The following is a 20,594-nucleotide window of genomic DNA, read 5'->3' on the forward strand; positions in this document are numbered from 1 at the left end:
GCGCTTCGGCTGAAGCGCAGCGCGATCGTCGAGCGCCCGGTCAGTCCGACGCCGTGACAGCAGCAACAGGTGCTGCGACGCAATCCGCGTAGTAGCGCTTCTTGCCCGTTTCGTCGACCTTCGCCACCAAGCCGTGGATATCGGTTTCGAAACCCGGGCACTCGGTGTTGAACTCGCGCGCAAAACGCAGGTAGTCGACGATCTTCTTGTTGAAGACCTCACCCGGAATGAGCAACGGGATGCCCGGTGGGTAGGGCGTGATCAGGCTCGTCGTGATGCGCCCCTCGAGGAAGTCGATCTCGACGCGCTCGGTCTTGCGGTGCGCGATGTGCGCGAAGGCATCGCTCGGCTTCATGGCAGGTGTCAAGTCGCTCAGATACATCTCGGTGGTGAGCTTGGCCACGTCGAAGCGCGCATAGAGCTTGTGTATGTGTTGGCACAACTCGCGCAGGCCGAGGCGCTCGTAACCCGGATGACTCTGGCAGAACTCGGGAAGGATGCGCCACATCGGCTGATTGCGTGCGTAGTCGTCCTTGAACTGCTGCAGCGCCGTGAGCAGCGTGTTCCAGCGGCCCTTGGTGATGCCGATGGTGAACATGATGAAGAAGCTGTAGAGCCCGGTCTTCTCGACGATGACGCCGTGCTCGGCCAGAAACTTGGTCACCACGCTGGCGGGGATGCCGGTGTCCGCGAAGTTGCCTTCGAGGTCGAGGCCGGGCGTGACGATGGTCGACTTGATTGGGTCGAGCATATTGAAGCCATCGGCCAAATCGCCGAAGCCGTGCCAGTTGCGCGGTGACTTCTTGGTCTTGCGCTTGGCCTCTTTCTCGCCCTTCATGATCCAGTCTTCCGCGCGACCGATGCCTTCGTCGACGAGCTTCTCCGGTCCCCACACCTTGAACCACCAATCGTCCTTGCCAAACTCCTCTTCGACCTTGCGCATGGCACGGCGGAAATCGAGCGCCTCCAGGATGCTTTCTTCGACCAGCGCGGTGCCGCCGGGCGGCTCCATCATGGCGGCGGCCACGTCGCAGCTGGCGATGATCGCGTACTGCGGGCTGGTCGACGAGTGCATCAGGTAAGCCTCGTTGAAGAGGTCACGATCGAGCGCGCGGTTCTGCGAATCCTGCACCAGCACATGGCTGGCCTGGCTGATCCCGGCCAGCAGCTTGTGGGTTGATTGCGTCGCGAACACCAGCGAATCTTTGGGCCGCACGCGGCGCTTGCCCATCGCGTGGTAGGCGCCATAGAACGGATGGAACGCCGCGTGCGGCAACCATGCCTCGTCGAAATGCAGCGTATCGACATAGCCGTCGAGCATGTTCTTGATGGTCTCGGTGTTGTAGATCACGCCGTCGTAGGTCGACTGCGTGAGCGTCATCACGCGCGGCTTCACGGTCTCGGGGTCGCGGTCTTTCAACAGCGGGTTCGCCTTGATCTTGGCCTTGATCGCGCTCTTCTCGAACTCGCTCTTGGGTATCGGTCCGATGATGCCGAAGTGGTTGCGCGTGGGCTTCATGAAGACGGGGATCGCGCCCGTCATGATGATCGCGTGCAGGATGGATTTATGGCAGTTGCGGTCGACCACCACCACGTCGTCGGGCGCCACCGTGTGGTGCCACACCATCTTGTTGCTGGTGCTGGTTCCGTTGGTCACGAAGAAGCAATGGTCGGCGTTGAAGATGCGCGCCGCATTGCGTTCGCTGGCCGCCACCGGGCCGGTGTGGTCGAGCAACTGCCCCAACTCTTCGACCGCGTTGCACACGTCGGCACGCAACATGTTCTCGCCGAAAAACTGATGGAACATGCGCCCCACCGGGCTCTTCAAGAACGCCACGCCACCCGAATGGCCCGGGCAATGCCAAGAGTACGAGCCGTCTTCGGCGTAGTCGATCAGCGCCTTGAAGAACGGCGGCTGCACGCCCTCCAGATAGCTTTTGGCTTCGCGGATGATGTGGCGCGCCACGAACTCCGGTGTGTCCTCGAACATGTGGATGAAGCCGTGCAACTCGCGCAGGATGTCGTTGGGGATGTGACGCGCCGTCTTGGTTTCGCCGTAGATGTAGATCGGCACGTCGGCGTTCTTGCGCCGCACCTCTCCGATGAAGGTGCGCAGATTGAGCACCGCAGGATCGAGGTCGGGGCCAACGGTGAACTCCTCGTCATCGATCGACAGGATGAACGCGCTGGCGCGGCTTTGCTGCTGCGCGAACTGGCTCAGGTCGCCGTAGCTCGTCACGCCCAGCACCTCGAAGCCCTCGCCGACGATCGCCTCCGCCAATGCGCGAATGCCAAGGCCCGAGGTGTTCTCGGCGCGGTAGTCCTCGTCGATGATGACGATCGGAAAACGAAATTTCATGTGCGGGGTCCGGCAGGCAAAAGAGCCGCGAAGTGTAAGGAATTCGCGTGACGGCTGCCGGACCATCTATCAGACAATGGGGGCCAACAACAACGAAGAGGCTTCAATGGCGAACTCATCGGTCTGGTGGCTCATTGCGGGCGCGGCCATCGTGCTGGAGTTGCTGTCGGGCACCGTCTACCTTTTGCTGCTGAGCGCGGGCTTCGCTTCGGCTGCCATCGCGGCGCATCTGGGCTTCGGTCTGACCACCCAAATCATCGTCGCTGCAATCGTCGGCGTAGGCGCCGTCCTTACCTGGCATCTGATTCGACGTGGTCGCCCTGCCCCGCTCGACAGTGCATCGAACCCCGACGTGAACATGGACATCGGAGAAAAGGTGCAGGTCGATGCGTGGAACTCCGACGGCACGGCGACGGTCCGCTACCGAGGCGCGCAATGGACCGTGGTGCCGCGCCCCGGCCACACGCCAGCGCCAGGAGAGCACCGCGTGACCGAAGTCATCGGCAGCCGGCTGGTCGTCGACAAGATCTAAAGAACATAAACCCAAGGAGATAGCAGATGGATTACGCAGTCCCCCTCGTCATATTGATCATCGCAGTGATCTTCATCAGCCAGTCCGTGAAATTCGTGCCGCAGCAAAACGCCTGGGTGCGCGAGCGCCTCGGCAAGTACCACAGCACGATGACGCCTGGCGCCAACTTCCTTATTCCGTTCATCGACAAGGTCGCCTACAAGCACAGCCTGAAAGAAATCCCGCTCGATGTGCCGAGCCAGATTTGCATCACGCGCGACAACACGCAGTTGCAGGTCGACGGCATCCTGTACTTCCAGGTGACCGACCCGATGCGCGCGAGTTACGGTTCGTCGAACTACATCATGGCCGTCACCCAACTGGCGCAGACCTCTCTGCGTAGCGTGATCGGCAAACTGGAGCTCGACAAGACATTCGAGGAGCGCGACATCATCAACGCGCAAGTGGTGCAAGCCATCGACGAGGCCGCGCTCAACTGGGGCGTGAAGGTGCTGCGCTACGAGATCAAGGACCTGACGCCTCCAAAGGAAATTTTGCTGGCCATGCAGGCGCAGATCACCGCCGAGCGCGGCAAGCGCGCGCTCATCGCTGCCTCAGAAGGTCGTCGACAAGAGCAGATCAACATCGCGACCGGCGAGCGCGAGGCTTTTATCGCGCGCTCCGAAGGCGAGAAGCAGGCGCAGATCAATAACGCCCAGGGCGAGGCGGCTGCCATCACCGCAGTCGCTGATGCAACGGCTTTTGCCATCGAGCGTGTCGCCGCTGCGATCCGCCAGCCGGGCGGTGAACAAGCTGTGCAGCTGAAGGTCGCCGAGCGCGCAATCGATGCCTACAGCAAGGTAGCAGCCGATTCGAAGACCACGCTGATCGTGCCCAGCAACATGACCGAGACCTCGGCGCTCATCGCATCGGCTATGCGAATGGTGCAAGCCGCAAAAACCAGTCCCGGAGCCGGTTAGAATCACTGCCAGCTGGAGCGGTGGATGAGCGGTTTAAGTCGCACGCCTGGAAAGCGTGTGAGGGTTAATACCCTCCGCGGGTTCGAATCCCGCCTGCTCCGCCAGCGATGCGATTCACGTCGCATCAGGTCATTCCAAAAACCTGCTGAAAGCCCCGTTCGCGGGGCTTTTTTGCGTCTGGGCTCGGAGGAGCCTAGTGGTATTGCGCCATGAAATTTGCCAACGCGCGCAGCTGGTCGTCCGCCAGCGGATACACCACATCGGCCATCGCGGCCACGCCGCCGCCGGTTCGCTTGCCGGCCTTGAAGTCGCGCAACGCCTTGAGCAAATAGTCTTCGCGCTGGTTAGCAGTTCGCGGCGTTGCCTGGGTGCCCGAATAGTCGTCCTTGTGGCACGAGGCACAGCGGTTTTGTTGCGCCAGTTTGAGGCCGACCGAGTACATCGACTGATCGCCCGAAGCTGTGGCGCGCGGCGGTGGCGCCATAGCGGCAAAGTGCTTGGACAGCACCCGGATGTCATCGTCGCTCAGACTCGCCGCCAGTGGCTGCATCACCGCGGACTTGCGTGTGCCCGTCCTGAAGTAAACCAGTTGCCACTGCAGAAAACTTTCCGGTTGACCTGCCAGCGACGGCGTCTCCGGCATCTGCGAAATGCCGACGGTGCCATGGCACGCGATGCATGTTTCTGCCTTGGCCGACGCAGCGGGCAAGTCGGCAGCGTGAGCCGCGCCGCTCAACGCAGCTGACGTTGCTAACGCGGCCAACGCGGCCCACAGCCGCACCGGTGCCATCACACCCATCGCTTTACTCCAGCCATTGAGCGCGCCTCTCGTTATTTGCCGTAGCTGATGCGATACACCGCACCCGCCCAGTCGTCAGCGACGAGCAGCGATCCATCGGCCGCCACCAACACGTCCGCCGGCCGACCGCTGTAAGCCTGATCACCCGTGATCCAGCCGGTTGCGAACGTCTGCTGCTTGATCTTCTTCCCCTGCGCATCGGTCGTGACGCGGACGATCTCGCCGCCCCTGTACTTGTGACGGTTCCATGAGCCGTGGTTGGCAATGAAGATGTTGTTGGCGTACTCGGCCGGGAATTGCTTGCCGGTGTAAAACTTCATCCCGAGTGGCGCCACGTGCGCGCCGAGCTTCAAGGCCGGTGGCGTGAATTCGGAGCACTTGTGGCCCATCGCGTATTTGGGGTCGGGCATGTCGCCCTGGTGGCAATACGGATAGCCGTAGTGCGCGCCGATTTTCGCCACATGGTTGAGCTTGTCGCTGGGCATGTCGTCGCTGACCCAGTCACGCGCATTCTCGGTAAACCAGTAGTCGCCGGTGCGCGGATCGATGTCGCCGCCCACGCTGTTGCGCACGCCGATGGCGACCATCTCCGCCTCGCCGGTTGCCGGATTGATGCGCCGCACTTGCGACAGGCTCGTTGGCGGCAAGCACACGTTGCACGGCGGGCCAAAGGGCACGTAGAGCCAGCCCTGTTTGTCGAAGGTCAGGTACTTCCAGCCGTGGGCTGCATAGGCCGGCATGTCGTTGTAGACGACCTTGCCTTCGGGCATCTTGTCCAAGTTGGCTTCGGCGTTCTCGTACTTCAGGATCCTGTCGATATCGACCACGTACAGCGAGCCATCGCGAAACGCGACGCCCGTCGGCATCTTCAGCCCGGTGATGATCGGCTTCACGGTCTTGCCGTTGTCTGTAATCGCATACACGGTGCCTACGCCGAACGAGCCGACAAAGAGCGTGCCCTTGTCGCCCCACGCCATCTGGCGTGCGCTGTTGACGCCGGCCGCATACACACTGATCTTGAAACCCTTGGGAAGCTTGATGGCCTTGAGGTTCTTTTCGAGGTCGGCCATCGATGCCGGCAAGGCTGGACCGGATGGCGGCGCCAGACCTTTCTGGGATTCGGTTTCGTCACCGAGAAACCAGTCCGCGGGCGGATGTTCCCAGAAGTCTTTTTTGGTGGAGTCGTAGCTCTTGACTGCCTGAGCCTAGGCTTGGGTAGCCGGCAGCATGAAGAGCGCGGCGCACACGCTCGCCACACTGGCCATGGCACCCAGACCGAGCGGCCGAGCGATGGCACCTGTCACTGAATTGCGCATTTTTGTCTCCTGTTTGTTGTTTGAATGGCAGGTTGATAAAAACACGCCGCTCCTCCGAGCACATCTGTCGTTTTCCCTTACCGACAATGAGGTCGAAAGACCTCTTTTCTCTGCACAAAGAAAAAGAGGCCCGAAGGCCCCTTTCTCGATTGCCGCGAAGGCTTAGCGAACGACAGCGATCTGTTCGCGCTTGCCGGCCTTGTACGTGTACAGAGTCAGCGCGCCGTTCTTGATGTCGCCCTTTTCGTCGAAGGCGATCGGGCCGGTCACGCCCTTGTAGTTGGTCTTGCCAACTTCAGGCAGGTACTTTTCCGGCTCCGACGAACCGGCGCGGACCATGGCGTCGGCCAGGATCTCGACGGCGTCGTACACGTACGGTGCATAGATCTGCACGTCGACGCCGTTCTTGGCCTTGAAGTCGGCCTTGAACTTTTCCAGAGGCGCCTTGAAGTCGCCGTCGACACCGCCGGCTTCGGCGCAAACCACCATGTCCTCACCAATCGCATCGCCGGCCAGCTTGGCCAGTTCGCCAGTGCACAGGCCGTCGCCGCCCATGAACTTGACGGTCATGCCGAGTTGCTTGACCTGCTTGAGCATCGGGCCGGCGACCGCGTCCATGCCGCCGAAGAACAGCACGTCGGGCTTGGTGCCCTTGAGCTTGGTCAGGATGGCATTGAAGTCGGTCGACTTGTCCGTCGTGAACTCATGGCCGACGATGGTGCCGCCCGCCGCCTTGACCGACTTTTCGAACTCTTCAGCCACACCCTGGCCATAAGCGGTGCGGTCGTCGATCACGGCAATATTCTTGCCCTTGAGCGTTTCGACTGCGTACTTGCCCAGCGTGCCGCCGAGTTGCGTGTCGTCAGCCACCACGCGGAACGTGGTCTTGAAGCCTTGACGCGTGTACTTGGGGTTGGTTGCCGATGGCGAGATCTGCGGAATGCCAGCGTCGCTGTACAACTTGGAAGCCGGGATGGTGGTGCCCGAGTTCAAGTGACCGACCACGCCGTTGACCTTGGCATCGACCAGCTTTTGTGCCACTGCCGTGCCCTGCTTCGGATCGCCAGCGTCATCTTCTGCGAGCAATTCGAAGTGGGCAACCTTGTCGCCGATCTTCAGATTGCGCGAGTTCAAATCTTCGATGGCCATCTTGGCGCCGAACTCGTTGTCCTTGCCGAGGTGAGCGATCGGACCGCTGGTCGGGCCGACGTGACCGATCTTGACGATCAGTGTGTCGGCAGGAGGGGCTGCTGCCGGTGCGGCTGCAGTGGTGGTTGCAGGCGCAGCAGCAGGAGCGGCAGCTTCTTCTTTTTTGCCGCAAGCCGCTAGCGTCAGTGCAGCCATAGCGACCGCAGTCACAGTCCATTTCAATTGCATGGGAAACCTCCAGAACATTGATGAAGAATTAAGTAAAAACCGGTCTTTCGATCCGGGCGGGAAATCCGACAAATTTATTCAGCAAGTTTCGCGCCGCGGACCGGGGACGCCCCTGCGCCAGCCGACCCGGCGCGCAGTTTAGCCGACGGATTGTGGGCCGAAGGCTGGCACAGACCCTGTGTTGTCGGAAAGCTCTTTCGACAGCGCCTCGACCACCAGCGAACGCAAGACGCCTTCAATTTCGCTTCGCAAGCGCGGCACCATCGCATCGAGCTGTTGCTGAACTGCAGCTGACACCGCGTCGCTCAAACGCTCCTCCAATGACAGGTCGATACGCTGCAGCACGCGGTGCATCAATTGCTCTTCGAGGCCGAACGCATCGGCGTCCGACAAGGCATGGACATCGATGGCGATTCGGTTTTCCGGCGGCGGGCTGGAGGCTGCGTCCAAAGCGATGGGCGCAGGCGGCTCGGCTACGTACGCCTCATCCGCTGTCTGCGCCACGTCCGCGGCGATACCGACCATCGCCGTTGCAATCGCGGCCTGGCGTGCCTCCGCCGACGGCGTGTGCTGTGCCTCTTCTTCGGACATCAGGGGCAGCGGAAGCGGCGATGGCAGCGCGCGCGGCTCATCAGGCATGTCGAGCACCGTGGTCAGCGTCGGCACGAAGCGCGGCGGCGTGCGCTGGTTGCTGGCCATCAGGCAGTTGCCTCCCCGAAGTCGTGCCGCTTGATTGAATAACCGCGGTCGGCATAGTGCCGCCAGCGCGCACGTGCCAGTTGCCGGTCTTGTGCATCGCTGCTAACGATGTCGATCAGTCGATCGAAACGCTCGAATCCAATCGGCAACGCGTTGCCCAGATTGACCAGCACCTGTCGATGGGGCGGCGTCCCCATGTCGGCGCCCATGAGCACCACGGGCGAGCGCGCCACCACGTGCGGTGCACTGTCTGCCCGGCAATGCGGCACGAAGTCGACTGCCGAAAAGTCCCACAGCGCAGCATCGATCGCATCGAGCGTTGCGGCATCCGCCACCACCACAAGCCTCGCATCGTGCTTGCCGACGGCCTTGCGCAACAGCCGGCAGGCGTGGTGCACCTTGTTCGGCGCGTTGAAATGAAAGTCGATTTCGGTCACGCGGCGATCGTTTGACAGATCGGAAGAATCAAGCGCCAGGACGCGCTTTGCGGCCGGCCTTGCGCGGCGCCACAGCCGGCGTGGCTGCGATCGACATGCCGACGCGACTGACCAGATAAGACACCAGCAAGCCGACCGGCCGACCGGTCGATCCTTTGGCGGCGCCGCTCTTCCACGCACTGCCGGCAATGTCCAGATGGGCCCATGGAAACCCGTCGACGAAGCGCTGCAAAAACTTGGCCGCCGTCACCGCACCGCCGGCGCGGCCCGCGATATTGGCGACGTCTGCAAAGTGGGTCTTCAGGCCCTCGGCGTATTCGTCATCGAGCGGCATGCGCCAGCAGCGGTCGAGCGATTGCTCGCCGGCGGTTTCAAGCGCCTTCGCCAACACGTCGTCCGGTGAAAACAAGCCGCTGCGCACGCCACCCAATGCGACAACGCAAGCGCCCGTGAGCGTCGCGATGTCGATGACCGCCGCCGGCTTGAAGCGCTTCGCATAGGTCAGCGCGTCGCACAGGATGAGGCGCCCTTCTGCATCGGTGTTCAGCACTTCGATGGTCTGACCGCTCATGCTCGTGACGACATCGCCCGGCTTCAGCGCCTTGCCGTCGTTCATGTTTTCGCACGAAGGAATCAGCCCGACCACGTTGATGGCCGGCTTGAGTTCGCCCAGTGTGCGGAACACGCCGAGCACGCTCGCCGCGCCGCACATGTCGAACTTCATCTCGTCCATTTCGGCAGCCGGCTTGAGCGAGACGCCGCCGGTGTCAAAGGTGATGCCCTTGCCGACGAGCACGACGGGCGCTTCGTCTTTGGCGCCGCCGCTGTACTGCAGCACGATGAAGCGCAGCGGCTCCGACGAGCCTTGCGCCACCGCTGCAAAAGAGCCCATGCCGAGTTTGGCGACCTCTTTCGGGCCGAGCACCTCGCACTTGATGCGCGGCAGATCGGCCAGCTCTTTGGCGGCGTCTGCCAGCATCGTCGGGGTGCAATAGTTGGCCGGGCGGTTGCCCCACTCCTTGGCCAGTTCGATGCCCGAGATTGTCGCGTTCGCTTCGGCAAATGCGCCGGCCAGCGACGCGGCGTCCGGCACGCCGAGCGTCACATGCCGCAGCGTGCGCGGCTCGGGCTTCGACTTGGTGGTCGTGTAGACGTAGCTGGCATCGGCGGCGGCGAGCATCGCGCTGTGCAGCGCGCCGGCCTCAGGCGCTTTCGCGAAGACCATGACCAGGCGTTTGGTGCCGACGCCTTTCGCAGCGTTGATTGCGGCGATCACCGCGCTGCGAACCTGCGCCGGCTGACCGTTGCCAATCGACGCAAGGACGACGCGCGGCGCGGCAATGCCGACCGGGTGATACAGGCTCAGCAGCTTGCCGGCCTTGTCGGGGAAGTCGCCGGCGAGTCGCGCGGCGGCAGCGATGACCGACAAAGCATCGTTGTCCGCGACGGCACCCTCGGGCACGAGGAAGACAAGCGCGTCGGCTTTTTCGGATGCAGCCAGGCTGCTGGTGAGGGTCTTGAGTTGGAAGTCCATAATCCTTTTTTTCCCTCGACGATGTTATTCCATTCCTCCCTACGTAGAGAGTTGTCTCGCAGCTTCGGCGCGACACTCGTCGTGCTGGTCACCATCGTGATGACCATGATGCTGATCCGTACGCTCGGGTTGGCCGCCAAAGGCAGTGTCAACCCATCCGAGGTGTTCCTCGTGATGAGTTACACGGTGCTCGGGTACCTGCCGACCATCCTTAGCCTGAGCCTTTTCGTCTCGATCGTCGGCACCTTGTCGCGCATGTACCGTGACAGCGAAATGGTGATCTGGTTTTCCAGCGGCCGGGGTCTGGCGGACTTCGTGAAGCCGATCTTCAGCTTCGCCTGGCCGGTGCTGTTGCTCATCCTGGCGCTTGCGCTCGTCGGCTGGCCCTGGGCCAATTCGCAGACACAGGGGATGCGCGCCCAGTACGAGCGCCGCAGCGACATAGAGCGGGTATCGCCCGGCGAGTTCGTCGAATCGGCGGGCCGCATGCGGGTCTTCTTCATCGACAAGGACACACCCAATGCCGACACCGCATCCAACGTGTTCATTTCATCGATCGAGCGCAGCCGGCAGATCGTCACGTCGGCGCGAAGCGGCCATATGGAAGACATCGACAAGGCGCGCTATCTGATGCTGGAAAATGGCCAGCGCGTCGAACGCCCGCTCGACAATTCGGGCCTCAAGATCAGCGAGTTCAAGACCTATGGCGCCCGAACCGGAGTCAACACCTCCGACTCGGCCGATGACGCTCCCGCGCGTTCGCGTCCCACCCTCATGTTGTTGGCGCGACCCACGCCGGAAAACATGGGTGAACTCGGCTGGCGCATCGGCATGCTGCTGGCTGGCATCAACTTTGTGCTGCTGGCTTTGACGCTTTCGAGCGTGAATCCGCGAGTCGGCCGCAGCGGCAACCTGCTCTTCGCGCTGTTCGCATTCGTCGTCTATTACAACCTCATCAATCTTGGCCAGGGCTGGGTGATGTCGGGGCGTTACAGCTTCGTCGGCTTCATGGTGGCGCTGCACGGCGGCGTGCTGGCTATCAGCCTGACTTGGCTGTCAGCGCGCCATCAAAGCTGGAGCCTGCGACGGCTGTTCCAACCTGCACCTGCGCGCTCGCATTCGTCTGCGTCATCGTCCACGTGAAAACAATTCGTCGCCTGATCTACGCCGAAGTGCTGAAGGCGGTTGCTTTCGTCACCCTCGGCTTCTTGAGCCTGTTCTTTTTCTTCGACTTCGTCGACGAGCTTTCCGGAATCGGTAAAACGGGCCTGGGATACGGCCTGCCGCAGGCGCTTCTTTTCGTGACTTTGCAAATCCCGGGACATCTGTACGAGCTGCTGCCCATCGCGGTATTGATCGGCACGATTTTCGTCATGGCGCGGCTCGCGCAAAGCTCCGAATACACGATCCTCCGCACCAGCGGACTGGGCCCCTGGCGCGCCTTGCGCACGTTGCTTGTGCTGGGCCTTGGATTCGTCGTGCTTACCTTTGCCATCGGCGATTACGTGGCACCTTTCACGGGCAGCACGGCACAACTTCTGAAGGCACGCTATCAGGGTTACATAGCGACCGCCGGCATCACCGGTGCATGGCTGAAAGAACGGCGCGACGACAAGTCGTACGCCGTCAATGTCGCGTCGATTCGGCGCGATGGCACCTTGACCAACCCGCGCATTTTCGAATTCGATGCCGATGGCTTCATTGCCAAACAAATATCTGCAGCCTCTGCGCGCGTCGTGGGCAAAGAGTGGGTTCTCACCAACGTCGAGCAGCAAGACTACAACACGCGAAACACCGTCGACAAGGGCCGCATCGGCATGGTGCACATGCCTGAAATGCACTGGCCGACGACTCTCACCAACGAGATGGTGTCGGTCGCATTGCTCAAGCCAGAGCGCATGGCGACCATCGACCTCTTCGAGTACATCAGGCATCTCGATGCCAACGGACAGACCGCGCAACGCTACGAAATCGAGTTCTGGCGCAAAGTGTTCTATCCACTCTCGTGTCTGGTGATGGTGGTGCTGGCGCTGCCCTTCGCATATCTGCACTTTCGGCAAGCCGGCATCACGAGCTACGTGTTCGGCGGCGTGATGATCGGGATCAGTTTCTTCATGTTGAACAACGTTTTCGGCTATCTGGGGAACCTGAGCAACTGGTGGCCGTGGATGACGGCAGCAGCGCCGGGATTTATCTATTCCGTGATGTCGCTGGCAGCGTTCACATGGCTGGTATTGAGGCGTTAAGAATGAACGATGTGGTTATAGCTGGCATTGTTTTGTTCGCGCACGGCTCGAGAGACGCGCGGTGGCGCGCACCGGTCGAGGCCGTCGCGCGGCGCATGACCGAACTCTCGCCGGGTGCGCCGGTGGTTTGCGCCTACCTTGAGCTGATGGCGCCCGACTTGCCGACAGCTGCCGCAGGGCTGCTCGCACAAGGCGCACAGGCCGTGCGCATCGTTCCGCTCTTCTTGGGCATCGGCAAGCACGTTCGCGAGGACTTGCCGGGACTGATCGATGGACTGCGCGCCGCGCATCCCGGCGTCACGTTTTCGTTGCAAACGGCGGTCGGCGAAGACATTCGAGTCGTCGAACTGCTGGCGCAAATCGCCCTGCACGGCTGACCCTGCGCAACGCTCCATAGATTGCAGAAGGCATAATAAATCCGACAATAAGACGGAATTTGTTATGAATCTCCACCAGTTCAAGTTCGTGCAGGAAGCCGTGCGGCGTAACCTGAACCTGACCGAGGCCGCGAAGGCGCTTCACACCTCGCAACCCGGCGTCTCCAAAGCCATCATCGAGCTCGAAGAGGAGCTCGGGGTCGAGATCTTTGCGCGACACGGCAAGCGGCTCAAGCGTGTGACCGAGCCGGGCCAGCATGTGCTGGCCAGCATCGAGCTGATCATGCGCGAGGTCGGCAACCTGAAGCGCATCGGCGAGCAGTTCAGCGCCGAAGACAGCGGCACGCTGTCGATCGCCACCACCCACACCCAGGCGCGTTACGTGCTGCCGGTGCCGGTCGCCAAGCTGCGCGAGGCCTATCCGAAGGTGAACATGAGCCTGCACCAGGGTTCGCCCGATCAGGTGGCGCGCATGGTCATCGACGAGATCGCCGAGATCGGCATCGCCACCGAATCGCTGTCTGACTACAGCGAACTCGTCACCCTGCCCTGCTACGAGTGGCAGCACGTGCTGGTGCTGCCAAAGGACCATCCGCTGGCAGCCAAGGAGCGCGTGTCGCTCGAAGATTTGGCGACCGAGCCGCTTATCACATACCACCCGTCGTTCACCGGCCGCACGCGCATCGACGCGGCCTTCGCGCAGAAGAAGCTGACCCCGCGCATCGCGCTCGAAGCCATCGACTCCGACGTCATCAAGACCTATGTGCGCCTGGGCCTGGGCGTCGGCATCGTCGCGGAGATGGCGGTGCGCGACGACACCAATGCCGATTTGGTGGTCAAGCCGATGGGCCACATCTTCGGCACCAACATCGCTCGGGTCGCATTCAAGCGCAGCGCCTACATGCGCAATTTCGTCTTCAAATTTGCCGAGTTGCTGAGCGACCGGCTCGACCGCAACCTCATCGCCAAGGCCCTGTCGGGCCATCATCAAGACTACGAACTATGAGCGCTGTTCTTCGCACACCTGAAGTCGGTACCAAGCTACCTCAGGTCGGCACAACGATCTTCACCGTGATGTCGGCATTGGCCGCTGAAAAGGGTGCGGTCAATCTGGGTCAGGGCTTTCCGGATTTCAATTGCGACCCAAAGCTGATCGCAGACGTGACGGCAGCCATGGCGGCCGGCCACAATCAGTACCCGCCCATGCCGGGCATCGCCACACTGCGCGAGGCGATCGCTGCCAAGGTCACGGCGCTTTACGGCCACAGCTACAACGCGGCGAGCGAGATCACCGTCACTGCCGGTGCTACGCAGGCCATCATCACCGCCGTGCTGGCCGTCGTACGACCGGGCGATGAGGTCATCGTGCTGGAGCCTTGCTACGACAGCTACGTGCCCAACATCGAGCTGTCCGGCGGTACGGTGGTGCGTGTGCCCCTCACGCCAGGCACCTTCCGGCCCGACTTCGAAAAGATTTCCGCCGCGATGACACCGCGTACACGCGCCATCATTGTCAACTCGCCGCACAACCCGAGCGCGACCGTCTGGACCGAATACGAAATGCGCCAGCTCGAAGCGTTGCTGGCGCCGACCGAGGTGCTGCTCATCAGCGACGAGGTCTACGAGCACATGGTCTACGACGGTGCGCTGCATCAGAGTGCTGCCCGCTTTCCAGGCCTCGCGGCGCGCGCCTTCATCGTGAGCAGCTTTGGCAAGACCTATCACGTGACCGGCTGGAAGGTCGGCTACGTCGCGGCACCGGCCGTGCTCACGACCGAGTTCCGCAAGGTGCATCAGTTCAACGTGTTCACGGTCAACACGCCGATGCAGCACGCGCTGGCCAATTTCATGGGTGACGCGGCGCCCTACCTCGAACTGCCGGCGTTCTATCAGCACAAACGCGACCTGTTTGCCGCGGGCCTGGCAAAGACCCGCTTCAAGTTGCTGCCGAGCGCGGGCACGTACTTTCAGTGCGTCGACATCAGCGAAGTCAGCGACCTCGGCGAAGCCGACTTTTGCCAATGGCTGACCAGCGAGATCGGCGTGGCAGCCATTCCGCTGTCGGCCTTCTATGGCGACGGATTCGACCAGCGCGTGGTGCGCTTTTGCTTTGCCAAGAAAGACGAAACGCTCCAAACCGCGCTCGATCGGCTCGCCAGGCTCTGACACGTTTCGTAGGCGTCCCCTGACTGCCAAAGGCGATGCATTCCCTAGGCCGAAGGGGATAGCAGACAGAACATTGGAGCTCTTTTTAATGCCCTTCGGAGAACCCCATGTCTGTCTCGCTCATCGTGCTCGTCCTCGTCATCCTGCTGCTGGTTGGCGCCCTTCCTACTTGGGGCCACAGCCGCAATTGGGGCTACGGCCCGAGCGGCGGCCTGGGCTTGGTGCTGATCGTGGTCATCGTGCTGCTGCTGATGGGCCGCATATGAAGGCGGCTCGCTAAGACACTGAAGCCCGCTCCGGCGGGCTTTTTTGTGCGCGCTCGATGCTGCATTGCACGACTTGGCGTCACGTATGCAGTTGCGTCCAGGCCTTGTCGAGTCTCTTGATGCTCACCGGCTGCGGTGTGCGGAGTTCCTGCGCGAAGAAGCTGACGCGCAACTCCTCGAGCAGCCATCGAAATTCGCTCATACGCTCGTCCGTGACCCCCTTGCGCTCGGCGAAAAGGCGCCAGTAGCGCTGCTCCTGCGGCCTTAACTCAGCCAACTTGGCGGCGTCGCGGGCCGGGTCGGCACGCAGCTTGTCGAGCCGCAAGGTGATGGCCTTCAGGTAGCGCGCGAAGTGCTGTAATTGCGGCCAGGGCGTGTCGGCAAGAAAGCGCTTGCCCATCAGCCGTTGCAATTGCTGCGCGGAGTCCGTCGTGGCGTCGGGCTGCACCTTGGTGTCCTTGATCTTGCGCACCGCCACCGCATAGTCGACGAGGACGATGCCCGTCAGTCGTGCCACTTCGTTGGCTATCAAGGTAAGGCGGCCGCGGCCCTCTTCGATGCGCCGCTTGAAGGCGAACTCGTCGGTCGGCAGCGGCTCCTGCAGGAACGCCCGATCGAGCGCGACTTCGATGATTTGCAACCGCAATTCGTCGGCAGTGCCAAGCGACATGTACGCGACCGCCATCTTCGGCAAATCCGGGATGTTCTTTTCGAGGTACTTGAGCGCGTCTTTCAGCTGCAGCGCCACAAGCCGACGCAAGCCAGCACGGTGCTTCGCCGCTGCCACTGCTGGTTCGTCGAAGACCTCGATGGTGACTGCGTCGCCGGCATCCAGCAACGCCGGAAAACCGATCAGCGATTGCGAGCCGCGCCGGACTTCCATCAACTCCGGCAGCTCGCCGAAAGTCCATGCCGTGTAGCGCTGTCCTGCAGGCAGCGATGGTGTGGGCGTCGCACTGCTTCGAGCGCCCGGCTCGGCCTTTCCCGTCGGCGTCTTGCCGGCACCGGCGCGCGCATCTGAAGCATCCGGCGCCGTCGTGACCTTCACATTAAGCCCGGCCAACGCCTGGAACGCACCACGCGCCTGAGCGCCCAACTCGGCCTTCAGTGCGCCGAGGTTGCGCCCCATGCCGAGTTGACGTCCATGCTCATCGACCACCCGCAGGTTCATGAACAGATGCGGCGGAAGCATGTCGAGCTTGAAGTCGGCGCGCATCACATCGATGCTGGTCATGTCGCGCACGCGCTTCAGCAGCACATCCGTCAGCGCGCCGGCACCGAACACCTCGGGCACCGACAACGCTTCGAGCAGCTTTTCCGCCGTCGCGGGCAGCGGCACCAGCCGCGAGCGCGGACGCTGCGGCAGGCTCTTCAGCAGCGCCTGTATCTTGTCCTTCAGCATGCCGGTGACCAGCCACTCGCAGCGCTCTTCGCTCACCTGGTTGAGCACGAAGAGCGGCACGCTGACGGTGAGTCCGTCTTTCGCATCGCCCGGCTCGTGAAGATACGTCGCAGCGCAGTCGACACCACCCAGCCGCACCGTCGGCGGGAACGACTGCGTCGTGATGCCGGCTGCGGTGTGCCGCATCAGCTCGTCGCGCGTCAGATACAAGAGGCGCGGCTGATCGTGCGAAGCGTGCCGGTACCAGTTTTCGAAAGTGATGCCGCTCGCCACGTCAGCCGGCAACTGCGCGTCGTAGTACGCGTAGATGAGTTCGTCGTCGACCAGCACGTCCTGCCGGCGCGCCTTGTGTTCCAGTCCTTCGACCTCGCGCACCAGCTTGCGGTTGGCGACCAGAAACGGAAACCGGCTCTCCCACTGCCCGCCGACCAGCGCTTCGCGAATGAAGATTTCGCGGGCCGCCACCGGGTCGACTTTAGTGAAGTCGACGCGCCGACCGCTGTACACCACCAGGCCGTACAACGTCGCGCGTTCCAACGCGGACACCTGCGCGCCTTTCTTCTCCCAATGCGGATCGAGCAGCTGCTTTTTCAGCAGATGACCACCGACTTCTTCCAGCCATTGCGGCTCGATGTTGGCGATGCCTCGACCGAAAAGTCGCGTGGTTTCGACCAGCTCCGCCGCAACGATCCAGCGGCCCGGCTTCTTGCGCAAGTGCGCGCCCGGATGCGGATAGAACTTGATGCCCCGCGCGCCCAGGTAGTCACCGGACTGTCCTGAACCCGCTGACGGATCTTCCATTTTCCAGCCGACATTGCCGAGCAGTCCGGCCAGCATCGACAGGTGCAATGCGTCGTAGCTGGCCGGCTGCGGGTTGAGCGGCCATTTGTGCTCGGTAACGACCGTCAGCAGTTGCGAATGTGTGTCGCGCCATTCGCGAACGCGCCGTATGTTGACGAAGTTCTGCCGCAGCAACTGCTCGTATTGGCGGTTGCTGAGCTTGTGGGTCGGAGCGACCTCCGCGGCACTCACCGCTGCCGGCGCGGCCATGCGCTGGGCGATCGACAGCACGGCGACGCTGGGCCGCTTCGTCTCACTGCCGTGCATCTGCCGGCGCGTCATCGGTGCATTGCCGCCGCGCGCATCGCCGAGCCACTTCCACAGCGTCAGGTAGCCGCTGAACTCGCTCTTCTCGTCGTCGAACTTGGCGTGTGCCTGGTCGGCCTGCTGCTGCGCCTCCATCGGCCGGTCGCGCACGTCCTGCACGCTGAGGGCCGACGCGATCACCAGCACCTCTTCAAGCGCGCCACGTGACCGCGCTTCAAGAATCATTCGGCCGACGCGCGGGTCGAGCGGCAGGCGCGCCAACTCAGCACCGGTCGCGGTCAATTCGTTGTTGTCGTCGACCGCGCCCAGCTCGTTGAGCAGCTGATAGCCGTCGGAAATCGCGCGCGGCGATGGCGCTTCGAGAAACGGAAACTCCGACACGTCGCGCAGCCGAAGCGACTTCATCCGCAAGATGACGCCCGCCAGCGATGAGCGCAGGATTTCCGGGTCGGTGAAACGCGGCCGACCTTCGAAGTCTTTTTCGTCGTAGAGCCGGATGCAGATGCCGTCGGCGACACGGCCACAACGGCCGGCACGTTGGTTGGCCGCCGCCTGGCTGATCGGCTCGACCAGCAGCTGCTCGACCTTGCTGCGAAAGCTGTAGCGCTTGACGCGCGCCGTGCCGGTATCGATGACATAGCGCGTGCCTGGCACGGTGAGCGAGGTTTCGGCCACGTTGGTGGCCAGTACGATGCGCCGCCCGGTGTGGCCGTCGAAGATGCGGTCCTGCTCGGCCGGCGAGAGGCGCGCAAAGAGCGGTAGCACCTCGGCATTGCGCATCAGCGGGCTGTGGCTCAGATGCCCGCGCAGATAGTCCGCCGCCTCTCGGATCTCGCGTTCACCCGGCAAGAAGACCAGGATGTCGCCGACGTGGTGCGGATCGCGCCAGAGCTCGTCGACCCCATCGGCGATCGCGTTGTTGAGGTCGTACTCGCGCGACTCTTCGTACGGCCGGTAGCGCTGTTCGACCGGGAAGGTGCGACCCGAGACATAGATGATCGGCGCCGGCCCGTTGCGCGACGCAAAGTGCGTGGCAAAGCGGTCCGCGTCGATGGTGGCCGACGTCACGATGATCTTCAGGTCGGGCCGCCGCGGCAGGATCTCGCGCAAGTAGCCGAGCAAAAAGTCGATGTTCAACGACCGCTCGTGCGCCTCGTCGATGATGATCGTGTCGTAGGCCTTCAGTAACGGATCGGTCTGCGTCTCGGCCAGCAGGATGCCGTCGGTCATCAACTTGACCGAGGCGTCGCGGCTCAACCGGTCCTGAAACCGCACCTTGAAGCCGACCACGTCGCCGAGCGGTGTCTTAAGCTCTTCGGCGATGCGTTTGGCCACCGAGCTGGCTGCAATCCGTCGTGGCTGCGTGTGGCCGATGAGCTTGCCCTGCCCCGGCGGCTTGTTCAGCTTGCCGCGGCCGAGCAGCAAGGCGATCTTGGGCAGCTGCGTGGTCTTGCCCGAGCCGGTCTCTCCGCACACGATCACGACCTGGTTCGCCTCGATGGCAGCGGCAATTTCGTCGCGCCGGGCAGACACCGGCAGCGATTCGGGGAACTCGATCTTCAGTAGAGGCAACGACAAGGCGGGCAGTTCGGGGAAAATCGCCGATTATCTTGCGCCCGGCCAAATCGGCTTCTGCTTCGCACCGCCTACCCTTCAATGTCCACTGTCTTCAATTTCACCTTCGTGCCCTGGTTCCGTTCGGTGGCGCCCTACATCCATACGCATCGGGGCAAGACCTTCGTGGTGGCGCTGGCAGGCGAGGCGATCGCTGCGGGCAAGCTGCAGAACATCGCGCAGGACCTGGCGCTGATCCAGTCGATGGGCGTCAAGGTCGTGCTAGTGCACGGCTTTCGGCCGCAGGTCAACGAGCAGCTCCGCGCCAAGGGGCACGAAGCCAGGTATTCGCACGGCATGCGCATCACCGATGAGGTTGCGCTCGATTCGGCGCAGGAGGCTGCCGGCCAGCTGCGCTACGAGATCGAAGCCGCCTTCAGCCAGGGCCTGCCCAACACGCCGATGGCCGGGTCCACGGTGCGTGTGATCTCCGGCAACTTCATCACGGCCCGCCCCGTGGGCGTGGTCGACGGCGTTGACTTCAAGCATTCGGGGCTGGTGCGCAAGGTCGATGCGGTCGGTATCCGCCGCACGCTGGATTTCGGCGCGATGGTGCTGATGTCGCCCTTCGGTTTTTCGCCGACAGGTGAAGCTTTCAACCTGACGATGGAAGAGGTCGCGACCAGCGTGGCGATCTCGATCCAGGCCGACAAGCTCATCTTCTTGACCGAGGTTCCGGGCATTCGCATGGACAGCGAACTGCCGGAGAGCGAAGACAACCCGATCGACACCGAACTGCCGCTCGCCGCCGCTGAAAAGCTGCTGGCCTCGCTGCCGCCAGCACAGCGGCCAACCGACACGGCCTTCTATCTTCAGCATTGCGTGAAGGCATGCAAGGCAGGCGTCGAGCGAAACCACATCCTGCCCTTCGCGCTCGACGGCGCGCTACTGCTCGAGGTGTATGTGCACGACGGCGTCGGCACGATGGTGATCGACGAAAAGCTGGAGTCGCTGCGCGAAGCCACAGCAGACGACATCGGCGGCATCCTGCAACTGATCGAGCCCTTCGAGCGCGACGGCACGCTGGTCAAGCGCGACCGCACGGAGATCGAGCGCGACGTCGGCCAGTACACCGTCATCGAGCACGACGGCGTGATCTTCGGCTGCGCGGCGCTGTATCCGTACCCGGAGGCACGCACTGCCGAGATGGCTGCGCTGACGGTGTCACCCAGCGTTCAATCGCAAGGCGACGGCGAGCGCATCCTGAAGCGTGTCGAACAACGCGCCAAGGCGATGGGGCTCGAAAGCATCTTCGTGCTGACGACGCGCACCATGCACTGGTTCATCAAGCGCGGCTTCGAGCAGGTCAATCCGGAGTGGCTGCCTGATGCGCGCAAGCGCAAGTACAACTGGGATCGCAAGAGCCTTGTGTTGGTAAAGAAGCTGTGATGTAAGGATCGACCC

17 protein-coding genes and 1 tRNA gene are annotated in these 20,594 nt (G+C 62.5%); 10 read left to right on the forward strand and 8 right to left on the reverse strand.

What is annotated here, in order from left to right:
* Positions 1–40 precede the first annotated feature (40 nt).
* Entirely contained in the window at positions 41–2,359 is a 2,319-nt protein-coding gene (locus QN397_RS16885; protein ID WP_323495184.1) for an arginine/lysine/ornithine decarboxylase, read from the reverse strand.
* A gap of 106 nt (positions 2,360–2,465) precedes the next feature.
* Between QN397_RS16885 and QN397_RS16890 the strand changes: the two genes are divergently transcribed.
* The 3 genes from QN397_RS16890 to QN397_RS16900 all read left to right on the forward strand — a co-directional run bounded on the left by QN397_RS16890 (position 2,466) and on the right by QN397_RS16900 (position 3,954).
* Positions 2,466–2,891: an NfeD family protein gene (locus tag QN397_RS16890; RefSeq protein ID WP_187052101.1), complete on the forward strand. Its 426-nt coding sequence runs from the start codon at positions 2,466–2,468 to the stop codon at positions 2,889–2,891.
* 26 nt (positions 2,892–2,917) lie between these two features.
* The gene (locus QN397_RS16895) at positions 2,918–3,850 is read left to right on the forward strand and encodes an SPFH domain-containing protein (protein WP_187052102.1); all 933 of its coding nucleotides are present in this window, start codon (positions 2,918–2,920) and stop codon (positions 3,848–3,850) included.
* A 14-nt stretch (positions 3,851–3,864) separates the two neighbouring features.
* Positions 3,865–3,954: transfer RNA gene (locus tag QN397_RS16900), tRNA-Ser, on the forward strand.
* Between the two features lie 89 nt (positions 3,955–4,043).
* Here QN397_RS16900 and QN397_RS16905 read toward each other — a convergent pair.
* The 6 genes from QN397_RS16905 to QN397_RS16930 all read right to left on the reverse strand — a co-directional run bounded on the left by QN397_RS16905 (position 4,044) and on the right by QN397_RS16930 (position 10,012).
* Positions 4,044–4,649, reverse strand: a complete 606-nt coding sequence (locus tag QN397_RS16905; protein WP_323501474.1) for a c-type cytochrome — start codon at positions 4,647–4,649, stop codon at positions 4,044–4,046.
* A 32-nt stretch (positions 4,650–4,681) separates the two neighbouring features.
* Complete coding sequence (locus tag QN397_RS16910; RefSeq protein ID WP_323501475.1) at positions 4,682–5,719, reverse strand: PQQ-dependent sugar dehydrogenase; 1,038 nt, start codon at positions 5,717–5,719, stop codon at positions 4,682–4,684.
* A 408-nt stretch (positions 5,720–6,127) separates the two neighbouring features.
* Complete coding sequence (locus QN397_RS16915) at positions 6,128–7,342, reverse strand: branched-chain amino acid ABC transporter substrate-binding protein (RefSeq protein WP_323495181.1); 1,215 nt, start codon at positions 7,340–7,342, stop codon at positions 6,128–6,130.
* Between the two features lie 138 nt (positions 7,343–7,480).
* A complete protein-coding gene (locus QN397_RS16920; RefSeq protein WP_323495180.1) occupies positions 7,481–8,041 on the reverse strand; it encodes a hypothetical protein in 561 nt (186 codons plus the stop codon).
* The gene (locus QN397_RS16925) at positions 8,041–8,478 is read right to left on the reverse strand and encodes a DNA polymerase III subunit chi (RefSeq protein ID WP_187052104.1); all 438 of its coding nucleotides are present in this window, start codon (positions 8,476–8,478) and stop codon (positions 8,041–8,043) included. The genes QN397_RS16920 and QN397_RS16925 overlap by 1 nt, the downstream gene beginning before the upstream one ends.
* 28 nt (positions 8,479–8,506) lie before the next feature.
* On the reverse strand, positions 8,507–10,012 hold the full coding sequence (locus tag QN397_RS16930) for a leucyl aminopeptidase (protein WP_323495179.1): 1,506 nt from the start codon (positions 10,010–10,012) through the stop codon (positions 8,507–8,509).
* 21 nt (positions 10,013–10,033) lie between these two features.
* Between QN397_RS16930 and lptF the strand changes: the two genes are divergently transcribed.
* The 6 genes from lptF (at position 10,034) to QN397_RS16960 (ending at position 15,067) form a co-directional block, all read left to right on the forward strand.
* The gene (lptF, locus tag QN397_RS16935; RefSeq protein WP_323495178.1) at positions 10,034–11,155 is read left to right on the forward strand and encodes an LPS export ABC transporter permease LptF; all 1,122 of its coding nucleotides are present in this window, start codon (positions 10,034–10,036) and stop codon (positions 11,153–11,155) included.
* Positions 11,152–12,258, forward strand: coding sequence for an LPS export ABC transporter permease LptG (gene lptG / locus QN397_RS16940; protein ID WP_323501476.1), 1,107 nt, complete (start codon positions 11,152–11,154; stop codon positions 12,256–12,258). The genes lptF and lptG overlap by 4 nt, the downstream gene beginning before the upstream one ends.
* Positions 12,259–12,260: 2 nt before the next feature.
* On the forward strand, positions 12,261–12,635 hold the full coding sequence (locus QN397_RS16945) for a CbiX/SirB N-terminal domain-containing protein (protein WP_323495176.1): 375 nt from the start codon (positions 12,261–12,263) through the stop codon (positions 12,633–12,635).
* A 64-nt stretch (positions 12,636–12,699) separates the two neighbouring features.
* Positions 12,700–13,641, forward strand: coding sequence for a CysB family HTH-type transcriptional regulator (locus QN397_RS16950; RefSeq protein ID WP_323495175.1), 942 nt, complete (start codon positions 12,700–12,702; stop codon positions 13,639–13,641).
* Complete coding sequence (locus QN397_RS16955) at positions 13,638–14,801, forward strand: pyridoxal phosphate-dependent aminotransferase (RefSeq protein ID WP_323495174.1); 1,164 nt, start codon at positions 13,638–13,640, stop codon at positions 14,799–14,801. Before QN397_RS16950 ends, QN397_RS16955 begins: the two co-directional genes overlap by 4 nt.
* A 107-nt stretch (positions 14,802–14,908) precedes the next feature.
* Positions 14,909–15,067, forward strand: coding sequence for a DUF3309 family protein (locus QN397_RS16960; protein ID WP_187052111.1), 159 nt, complete (start codon positions 14,909–14,911; stop codon positions 15,065–15,067).
* 79 nt (positions 15,068–15,146) lie between these two features.
* Here QN397_RS16960 and hrpA read toward each other — a convergent pair whose 3' ends face one another.
* Positions 15,147–19,154, reverse strand: coding sequence for an ATP-dependent RNA helicase HrpA (gene hrpA, locus QN397_RS16965; RefSeq protein ID WP_323495173.1), 4,008 nt, complete (start codon positions 19,152–19,154; stop codon positions 15,147–15,149).
* Positions 19,155–19,232: 78 nt separating this feature from the next.
* Between hrpA and argA the strand changes: the two genes are divergently transcribed.
* Positions 19,233–20,579, forward strand: coding sequence for an amino-acid N-acetyltransferase (gene argA, locus QN397_RS16970; RefSeq protein ID WP_323495172.1), 1,347 nt, complete (start codon positions 19,233–19,235; stop codon positions 20,577–20,579).
* The last annotated feature ends 15 nt before the right edge of the window (positions 20,580–20,594 follow it).

Origin of the sequence: Variovorax sp. RTB1 (genome assembly GCF_035018765.1) — a bacterium.
Classification (GTDB): domain Bacteria; phylum Pseudomonadota; class Gammaproteobacteria; order Burkholderiales; family Burkholderiaceae_C; genus Variovorax.

What these genes read in the sequence shown, in the direction of transcription:
- lptF (WP_323495178.1), top strand. Translation starts at nt 10,034, where the DNA reads ATGTTATTCCATTCCTCCCTACGTAGAGAGTTGTCTCGCAGCTTCGGC.
- QN397_RS16955 (WP_323495174.1), top strand. Translation starts at nt 13,638, where the DNA reads ATGAGCGCTGTTCTTCGCACACCTGAAGTCGGTACCAAGCTACCTCAG.
- QN397_RS16895 (WP_187052102.1), top strand. Translation starts at nt 2,918, where the DNA reads ATGGATTACGCAGTCCCCCTCGTCATATTGATCATCGCAGTGATCTTC.
- QN397_RS16890 (WP_187052101.1), top strand. Translation starts at nt 2,466, where the DNA reads ATGGCGAACTCATCGGTCTGGTGGCTCATTGCGGGCGCGGCCATCGTG.
- QN397_RS16885 (WP_323495184.1), bottom strand. Translation starts at nt 2,359, where the DNA reads ATGAAATTTCGTTTTCCGATCGTCATCATCGACGAGGACTACCGCGCC.
- QN397_RS16920 (WP_323495180.1), bottom strand. Translation starts at nt 8,041, where the DNA reads ATGGCCAGCAACCAGCGCACGCCGCCGCGCTTCGTGCCGACGCTGACC.
- QN397_RS16930 (WP_323495179.1), bottom strand. Translation starts at nt 10,012, where the DNA reads ATGGACTTCCAACTCAAGACCCTCACCAGCAGCCTGGCTGCATCCGAA.
- QN397_RS16910 (WP_323501475.1), bottom strand. Translation starts at nt 5,719, where the DNA reads ATGGCCGACCTCGAAAAGAACCTCAAGGCCATCAAGCTTCCCAAGGGT.
- QN397_RS16960 (WP_187052111.1), top strand. Translation starts at nt 14,909, where the DNA reads ATGTCTGTCTCGCTCATCGTGCTCGTCCTCGTCATCCTGCTGCTGGTT.
- QN397_RS16945 (WP_323495176.1), top strand. Translation starts at nt 12,261, where the DNA reads ATGAACGATGTGGTTATAGCTGGCATTGTTTTGTTCGCGCACGGCTCG.
- argA (WP_323495172.1), top strand. Translation starts at nt 19,233, where the DNA reads ATGTCCACTGTCTTCAATTTCACCTTCGTGCCCTGGTTCCGTTCGGTG.
- QN397_RS16905 (WP_323501474.1), bottom strand. Translation starts at nt 4,649, where the DNA reads ATGGGTGTGATGGCACCGGTGCGGCTGTGGGCCGCGTTGGCCGCGTTA.
- QN397_RS16915 (WP_323495181.1), bottom strand. Translation starts at nt 7,342, where the DNA reads ATGCAATTGAAATGGACTGTGACTGCGGTCGCTATGGCTGCACTGACG.
- QN397_RS16950 (WP_323495175.1), top strand. Translation starts at nt 12,700, where the DNA reads ATGAATCTCCACCAGTTCAAGTTCGTGCAGGAAGCCGTGCGGCGTAAC.